Origin of the sequence: Hyphomonas chukchiensis (assembly GCF_000682695.1) — a bacterium.
In the GTDB taxonomy this organism is placed as follows: Bacteria; Pseudomonadota; Alphaproteobacteria; order Caulobacterales; family Hyphomonadaceae; genus Hyphomonas; species Hyphomonas chukchiensis.
This window is the reverse complement of sequence record NZ_AWFG01000051.1, coordinates 1-7,615: the sequence shown is the minus strand read 5'-3', so window position 1 is coordinate 7,615 and position 7,615 is coordinate 1. Positions and strand designations below refer to the sequence as shown.

8 protein-coding genes are annotated in these 7,615 nt (G+C 63.5%); all 8 read right to left on the bottom strand.

The window, feature by feature from the left end; all coding sequences use genetic code 11:
• Positions 1-782: TraB/TrbI/VirB10 family type IV secretion system protein (locus HY30_RS14120; protein ID WP_277812981.1), on the bottom strand; the 782-nt coding region annotated here is incomplete at its 3' end.
• A gap of 83 nt (positions 783-865) precedes the next feature.
• Complete coding sequence (trbG, locus tag HY30_RS14115) at positions 866-1,888, bottom strand: P-type conjugative transfer protein TrbG (RefSeq protein ID WP_034741985.1); 1,023 nt, start codon at positions 1,886-1,888, stop codon at positions 866-868.
• A gap of 13 nt (positions 1,889-1,901) precedes the next feature.
• Positions 1,902-2,588 (bottom strand): conjugal transfer protein TrbF, encoded by a 687-nt coding sequence (gene trbF, locus HY30_RS14110; protein ID WP_034741981.1) that lies wholly within the window; start codon positions 2,586-2,588, stop codon positions 1,902-1,904.
• A 1-nt stretch (position 2,589) separates the two neighbouring features.
• Positions 2,590-3,918 (bottom strand): P-type conjugative transfer protein TrbL, encoded by a 1,329-nt coding sequence (gene trbL, locus HY30_RS14105; RefSeq protein WP_034741979.1) that lies wholly within the window; start codon positions 3,916-3,918, stop codon positions 2,590-2,592.
• 4 nt (positions 3,919-3,922) lie between these two features.
• Positions 3,923-4,648, bottom strand: coding sequence for a P-type conjugative transfer protein TrbJ (gene trbJ, locus HY30_RS14100; protein ID WP_045695787.1), 726 nt, complete (start codon positions 4,646-4,648; stop codon positions 3,923-3,925).
• A complete protein-coding gene (trbE, locus tag HY30_RS14095) occupies positions 4,633-7,062 on the bottom strand; it encodes a conjugal transfer protein TrbE (RefSeq protein ID WP_034741976.1) in 2,430 nt (809 codons plus the stop codon). Before trbE ends, trbJ begins: the two co-directional genes overlap by 16 nt.
• The gene (locus HY30_RS14090; protein ID WP_034741973.1) at positions 7,056-7,328 is read right to left on the bottom strand and encodes a VirB3 family type IV secretion system protein; all 273 of its coding nucleotides are present in this window, start codon (positions 7,326-7,328) and stop codon (positions 7,056-7,058) included. The genes trbE and HY30_RS14090 overlap by 7 nt, the downstream gene beginning before the upstream one ends.
• Entirely contained in the window at positions 7,328-7,615 is a 288-nt protein-coding gene (locus tag HY30_RS14085) for a TrbC/VirB2 family type IV secretion system protein (RefSeq protein ID WP_051615510.1), read from the bottom strand. Before HY30_RS14085 ends, HY30_RS14090 begins: the two co-directional genes overlap by 1 nt.

Below are 7,615 nucleotides of genomic sequence, written 5' to 3'. Positions count from 1 at the left end.
GCGATGACGCTGTCATAGCGGCCAATGAGCCTCGCGCCCTGAGGCACGAGAACGCTCTCTCCAGTGACGGTGTCATAAACCGGGCTTGTCACCTGCGCGATGACCTGCCCCGGAAGGTCGGAGTTCACCCCTGTCAGCAGGGTTGCCGGAATAATCGTTCCAGCCATCAGCTGGTAGGGAGAAACCGGTGTCTCCAGCCGATGCGGATTGTAGATCGAGGGATCGGTTTCTGCGCCCAGAAAATCAAGCTTGCGGGCCTGCCGGTTTGGATCTTCATTTAAGGATGACCCAAACGCACTGCCGCCAGATGGCGCAAATGCCGACAGGTCCGGAAAACTGATCGAGGCCGCTGATGGACTCGCAACGCCTCCTCCAACGCTCTTCGAACCCGTACTCGCCCCAACCTGGAAAAAAACCCCGCTCCCCCGCGCGGCATCGGAGAGCGCCGCTTCACGCGCGCGCAGCTCTGCCTCCAGTGCCGTTAATTGTCCGCGCATCGGATCAGATTCAGGCGCATCCTGTTCAGGCAGCCCCATCCGCCCTTCGCGCTGCGCCTTCAGGATCGGTGTGCCAAGATCCCCCGGCAGTGGCGGCCCGAGGACATCGTCTTCCGGCGCAATCTCACCATAGGATTTCGGAAGCGTGGCCAATCCATCCGCCTCTGGATTATGACCGGTATTGTAAAGCTCCCGCGCCGGACCGTCAGTGCCTTCCTTCGGTCCCTGCAGCGCAAAGGCTAGCGAGCCAAGCACGATTGCGCTGCCGGTTCCGAGTAGGATCATCAGCGCCCGTTTGGAGAACCGCTTCACGGGTCTCGGGCGCCCGCGGATTTCGAGCGGTTGGGCTGGAGGAGAAACGGCCTCTGTCATGGCTTCGCGCTGCCAATGTCATTGCGTGCGATCTTCACGACATCCTGGCGCTTTTCGCCGAGGCGGAGTTCCGCGCGGGCGAACAGACGGTCGACGACATAATAGTCTCCGGACATGCGATAGTTGACCAGCTGGGACTTGCCGTCCCGGCCAATGACGAAGAGGGCCGGGGCCTCACCCTGGTCGAGCCGTGCCGGGAACTGGATATAGACCTTTCGGCCATCATCGAACACGCGATCCGGCCGCCAGTGCGGAAAGTCGCCCTCAAGGTCATAGCGGAATTTCAGCCGCTCGAGTTGCAATCCGGCCGGCGATGACGATGCGCGTGTTGCCGCCGAACCCGCCACCCGCGTTACCAATTGCTGGTCGGCATAGCGCCATGAGACGGCCGCCATATAGGTTTCTTCGAATGCCCTCAGCTCAAGATGGTAGGCCCGCAGGCTCGTCGTGATGATGAGGTTGGTCTTCAGGCCCGCCTGTGTCGGTTTGATCAGGATATGCGCCTGGGCCTCGCTACCCGTTCCGGAGACCGTATCCCCGAGGACCCAGCGCACCGTGTCGCCGGCAGAGACCGAGACGAGTTCCTCGCCCGGCTGCAGGACGATGTCGGTGACCTGTTCCGGCGCGCAATAGACCTGATAGAGCGCGCCGACCGTGTAGGGATAGACCTGGATCGCGTTCATGTAATTGTCGAGCGAAGGCTCGATCGCCGCCTTACCATTCGCCGTTTCGATGGCCTGGTAAGGCTTGAGTGATGGCGCATCTGCTTCCGTCGGCATGGGCTTCAACTGGCCCGGCATCGCGCCCGTGACACTTGTCGGCGTATAGGTGCGGTAGACAACCGGCGTTGGAACAAGGTCCGCGTCGGCGATATCGGTCTCTTCCACGTCAGGGGCGAGATAGAGGTCTTCGACATAGTCTGGTTCATCCAGTGTGATGTCGGGGCCGACAGCGGCCGGAAAGCTCTCGCACGCCGCAAGGGCGGTCGAGGCGAGGAGGATGAGGGCAAGGCGTTTCATGTGGGATTAGCTCCTATTGATGGTCTTTCGACCAGTTGAGGCCGTGGACGTAGAGGCCGAGAGGATTGGCCCGGAGGGCCTCTTCGGTGCGGGGCGGGTCAATCACGATCGAGAACACGCCGGTATGGGTCGACCGGCCGGTCTCGGTCCCGTTCCGGTAGGCAGTCTCGCGCCAGCGGACCGTGAAACTGTCATCGGACGCACGCACTACGCTTGTCACGTCGACCGAGACTGAGCGCCGCCCGAGATCTGCAAACGGATCATTGTCGCGGGCATAGTCATTCAGCGTCGCGGCGGCGCGGTCGGTTGCATAGGCATAGGCCTTCAGCCAGTTCTGCCGGACCACGACCGGATCGATGGAGATGGACCGCGTGTTCTTCACAAAATCTGCGAGGTGGAAAGCAATCTGCGCATCGGTCGGCTCATAGCGCCCATCGGCCGGGCCGACGGCGCGCACGGCGCCTTCACCGGTCAGTTCGACTACGTAAGGTGTGACGAAGGACTGGGTCGAGCGCCAGACAAGACCGCCCGCGAGCACGAACGACAAAGCGATGCTCCCAAGCGCCGCCAGCCGCCAGTTGGCCGCCTGCACGCGGGCAGAGCCGATCCGGTCATCCCAGGCCTGCGCCGCGCGCTGGTAGGGTGTCACAGGTTCCGGTGTCTCGCCATAGCGGGTGGATGTTCGCTTCCAGAGCTTCATGTCAGTCCTCGTCATTCTTCAGTTGTATCGATGTGCCGCCACCGGGACGGTCGCCGTCGCGCACGGCTGAGGCCGCCATCATGCCGGCATCGCGGGTTGACTGGTCGCGCCGGATACGCCGGGCCCAGTCAGGGGAAGAATTCTGTCCGCCATTGGTCGGACCAGCGTTCGGCGCGCCCGTGCCGCCCGTTGCCGCGAAAGCGGCGCGGGCTCCCGCCTGATGGCGCTCATGCGGATTGCCAAAGGCGCGCCGGGCAAAGTCTTTAGCGCCGGACGCAGCGGCGCGAACACCTGCGCCCGCGACACCGCTCATGCCTGCCATGGCGGCGCCGGCGCCGGACTTTCCGGAAGCGGCGGCGTTCATCTGGTAGGCAGTCCGGGCGCCGCCTGCCATGGAGGCTGCTGCGCCGACGGCGCTGCGCGTTCCGCCAGCTGCGGCGCCAATGCCCGCCTTGGCGAGGGTGCCGCCCGCTACTGTCCCGGCCGCGACGCCAGCGGCCGTACCGATGGCCGCGCCCGCGCCCAATTGCGGCGCGCCGGAGACAAGGCCCGTGGCGATCCCGGGCCCGAACAGGCCGAGGGCCAGCAATGAGAGCGATCCAAGGATGACGGAGGCAGCCTGTTCGAGCGTCACCTCGTCCGGCTGGAAGGTCGACGTAATGGAGGAGAAAATGGTCGAGCCGATGCCGACAATGATCGCCAGCACCATCAGCTTGATGCCTGAGGCGATGACATTGCCGAGCACTTTTTCGGCAAGGAACGAGGTCTTGTTCCAGAGCGCAAACGGGATCAGCACAAACCCCGCCAGTGTCGTCAGCTTGAATTCGATGATCGTGACGAAGAGCTGGATCGCCAGGAAGAAGAAGGCGAGGAGGGTGATGATCCAGGCGAGGAACAAGACCGCGATGATGACTATGTTCTGGAAGAAGGCGATCGGGCCAGTGAGCTTCTCGATCTCGTCGAGCAGGGGCAGGGCTGCATCGAACCCCGTCGCTGCGACGAAGCCGGGTTTGATGATGTCGTCTGCGGTGATCGTGCCGCCGGTGGCGTTGAGCCCCAACTGGGCAAAGCTCGTGAACACCACATCCGAGAGAAGGGCAAAATTGCCGAGGATCAGCGCGAACGCGCCGACATAGAGCACCTTCTTCAGGAACCGTCCCACGATGTCCGTGTCCGGCCCCATCGCCCAGAAGAGACCTGCCAGCGTGATGTCGATGGCAATCAGCGCGCTTGTCAGGAACGCGACATCCGGCTGCAACAGACCGAACCCGCTGTCGATATAGGCGGAGAAGGTCGCAACAAACTGGTCGATGACGCCAAGATCTTCCATGGCGCTAGTTCCGCCTGTAGGCGACGCCGTCGCCGCGGAAGCGCTTGTGACGGATGCGGGCCTGTTCCTCGATGGCGGCCCGGCGCGATTCTTCGAGCGCCACCATCCGGTATTGCGCGGCCATCAATTGCTGCATCTGCATCTGTTGCTCGACCGAGAGCGCGACGAGCTGGTTGCCGGCCTGGGAGACGGACAGGTTCCCGGTCGCCGCCTGGCTCTCACCAACAAGGTCTGTCAGCGTCTCGCGCGCGTCCGCAATCGAGGTCACAATCCCGGACTGGACCTGGATCGAGGCCCGGAAGGCCTCCCGGCTGATCTGCCACTGGTCTGCGGCTTCGACAAGGATTTCCTTATTGGAGAGGTCTTCATAGGAGTCCGGGAACGCCTCGCGGTACTGGCGTTCGGACTCTTCGACTTCATAAGTCATCTCACCCGCTTCGCGCATCAGCGTGTCGATCCGTTCGAGCAGGCGCTTCAGGTGCTCGATCGAGGCATAGTCGAGCCGCTTCAGGTCCTCGGACTGGTTCACCAGCATCTGGGCCTCATGCTGGAGTTGCTGGACCTGATTATTGATCTGTTCGAGCGTATTGGTGGCTGTCACGATGTTCTGAACCAGGTTGGTCGGATCGATCACGACATCGCCCACGCCGAGCAGGGCGTTTGCAGGCGGCGCCAGTCCGACAAGCGAGGATACGGATCCGAGAAGAATGGCGATCATTCGGCGGCGCATGGCACGTCTCCTTCTGTTCCGATCAGGTTTGCCGCCCAATGGAGTCCGCGCGCCGCAAGCCAGGCCGGCGCGAACCCGTCCGGACCTGAAGCAGTAAGAATCTCGGAGATCAGTTTTTGGTCGGCTTTGGAACCGGCAGCGCAGAAGGCGAGCGCGACGGGCCCGAGGTCGAGATCGAACAGGCGATTGCCCTCCGGAGTCTGAACATAATAATCCCGCTTCGGCGTCGCCCGTGCGATCAGTTCGACCTGGCGGGCATTGAGGCCAAAACCCTCATAGGCTGCGCGCTGCGAAGGCTCTTCGGCCCGTGCATTGGCGAGGAAGATGCGGGTCGGCGCGCTTTCGATCAGGCTCGGGGCTATTGAACTGGCCGAGATGTCCGACAGGCTCTGCGTCGCACACACGACGGACACGTTCTTCTTGCGCAGCGTCTTCAGCCAGTCGCGCAGGCGTCCCGCAAACATCGGATGATCGAGAAAGAGCCAGGCCTCATCGAGGATGAGCAGGGTCGGTCGGCCGTCGAACCGGGCTTCGAGCTTCGTGAACAGATGTGCAAGCACGGGCGCGGCGAGCCGCTTGTCCTGCATCAGCGCGTCCATTTCGAAGCAAAGCATGTCTCCGTTGGCAAGACTGTCTTCTTCGGCGTCGAGCAGCGCGCCATAGGGCCCGGCCAGCGTATAGGGTTCCAGCGCCTGCCGGAGCTCCGGCATCTGGATGAGCGCGGCAAGCCCGGTTAGTGTGCGCTGCACGACAGGCGCCGCGCCAAGGCTCTGCAGCGCCGTCCAGACGGCTTGCTTCACCTCGGGCGTGACCGCGACATTCTCCTGAGCGATCAGCCCCAGCACCCAGGCCTGCGCCTCAGCGATCCCGGCTTCACTATCCAGTGCCCGCAACGGTTGGAACGCCAGGTCGCCCTCAAGGCCCAGCTCATACCAGGTCCCGCCAAGGGCGAGCGTCGCGCAGCGCGCTGAACCGCCTTTGTCGAAGATGAACACCTGCGCGTCGGCGTAGCGTCGGAATTGCAAGGCCAGCAGCGACAGGAGGACCGACTTGCCGGCACCGGTCGGCCCGACCACCATCATGTGTCCGACATCGCCCTGATGCGTGACCAGCCGGAACGGTGTCGCACTGGCCGAGCGCGCCATCAGGAGCGGCGGGCCGTCCAGGTGCGTGTTGCGCTCCGGCCCTGCCCAGAGTGCCGACAAGGGGGCCATATGCGCAAGGTTGATCGTGTTCAGTAGCGGCTGGCGGACATTGGCATAGGCTTCACCCGGAAGCGTGCCGAGCCAGGCTTCGACGGCATTGACGCTTTCGGAAACGCAGGTGAACCCGCGCCCCCGGATCACGCGCTCGACGGCGCGGATCTGGTCGTCGGCGATCGCTGCATCCGCATGCCGAACGACAATCGCCGTCGTGCAATAGCCGAATGCAACATGGCCTGCGCCGAGCGCCTGCAGGGCCTCGTCGGCATCGGCGGCCTGATTGTCGGCATCTGAGTTGAGGAGTGTTGCGGGCTCATTGGTGAGGATTTCGCGCAAATAAGAGGTAAGCGACCGGCGTTTCGCAAACCAGTTGCGGACATAGGCATTGAGCGTCTTTTCGGCCTCGGGCTTGTCGAGGGGCAGGAACCGCGTCACCCAGCGATAGGCAAAGCCGAGCTGGTCGAGCTCTGAGAGCAGCCCGGGCTCGCCGGTTGCGGGGAACCCGTTGATCGTGAGGACTTTCAGCGTTTCGTCCCCTAAGCGGGGTGACAGCCCGCCCGTCAGCGGCGTATCGACCATGAGCGCATCAAGGCACATCGGCAGCGAGGGTGCCTTCACCGTCTGCCGCGCCACCGAGATGCAGGCATGCAGGTAGGTCAGCGTCTCATCGTCATCCAGGAACCGCGCCTCCGGCATCAGATCCGCCATCATGTCGCGCGCCCGGGAAGTTTCGGTTTCGAAATGCGCCAGATGCTCGCTCCAGAACGCAGCTGGAGCGTCTGCCGGATCGTCGATGAAGAGCTGCTCGATCCGGGCCGTCCGGTCGGCCGGTGGCATCCATGTGAGGGTCAGGTAGCAATCGGTCTCGAAGTGGCGCCCGTGCTCTTCGAACGCCGCCCGGCGTTCCTCATCGACCAGCCAGGCGGCTGCGTCGCGCCAGGAACTTTCGGGATAGGTGACGGATGGTCGCCGGTCCGCTTCTATATGCAGCGCCCAACCTGACCCGAACCGGCTGAGGAGATTGTTCATGCGGGCTGTGACGGCGACGAGTTCTTCCGGTGTCGAGCTTTCAAGATCGGGTCCGCGATAGAAACAGGTCCGCTGCAAGCTGCCATCCTTGTTGAGCAGGATGCCGGGCGCGATCAGGCAGGCCCATTTGAGATGGTCGGCGAGCGCAGCCGGGCGGGCGCGATATTCACGAAGATTCAGCATGCGTAATAGCCCCTCGTTCTTATGTGCCGGATCAGCACGTCGGCAAATTGCGGATCGCGCCTTGCAGCGAACACGCAGATGCCCTGCGCCACGATCCAGAAGACGAGCCCCACGCCCCAGAGCTGCAGGCCGATGCCGAGCGCGGCGGCCAGCGTACCATTGACGATCGTCGCCAGCCGTGGCGCCCCTGCGAGCAGGATCGGCGCCGTCAAAGAGCGATGCACCGGCACGCTATAGCCAGGGGGCAGGGGACGGTTGTCCGCCATCAGAGCGTCGCCCCGCCACCGAACGAAAAGAACGACAGGAAGAACGAGGTCGCAGCAAAGGCGATCGAGAGACCGAACACGATCTGCAAGAGCTTGCGCATGCCGCCGCCACTCTCACCGAAAGCAAGGCCAAGGCCGGTCAGGATGATGACGATGGTTGCGAGGATCTTGGCGACCGGCCCTTCGATGGAGTCGAGGATCGATTGCAGCGGGGCTTCCCAGGGCATGCCGGAGCCAGCCGCATGGGCCGGGAAGGTGAGCGCGACGGCAAAAGCCGTCAGGCTCAG

What these genes read in the sequence shown, in the direction of transcription:
- trbG (WP_034741985.1), bottom strand. Translation starts at nt 1,888, where the DNA reads ATGAAACGCCTTGCCCTCATCCTCCTCGCCTCGACCGCCCTTGCGGCG.
- trbF (WP_034741981.1), bottom strand. Translation starts at nt 2,588, where the DNA reads ATGAAGCTCTGGAAGCGAACATCCACCCGCTATGGCGAGACACCGGAA.
- trbL (WP_034741979.1), bottom strand. Translation starts at nt 3,918, where the DNA reads ATGGAAGATCTTGGCGTCATCGACCAGTTTGTTGCGACCTTCTCCGCC.
- trbJ (WP_045695787.1), bottom strand. Translation starts at nt 4,648, where the DNA reads ATGCGCCGCCGAATGATCGCCATTCTTCTCGGATCCGTATCCTCGCTT.
- trbE (WP_034741976.1), bottom strand. Translation starts at nt 7,062, where the DNA reads ATGCTGAATCTTCGTGAATATCGCGCCCGCCCGGCTGCGCTCGCCGAC.
- HY30_RS14090 (WP_034741973.1), bottom strand. Translation starts at nt 7,328, where the DNA reads ATGGCGGACAACCGTCCCCTGCCCCCTGGCTATAGCGTGCCGGTGCAT.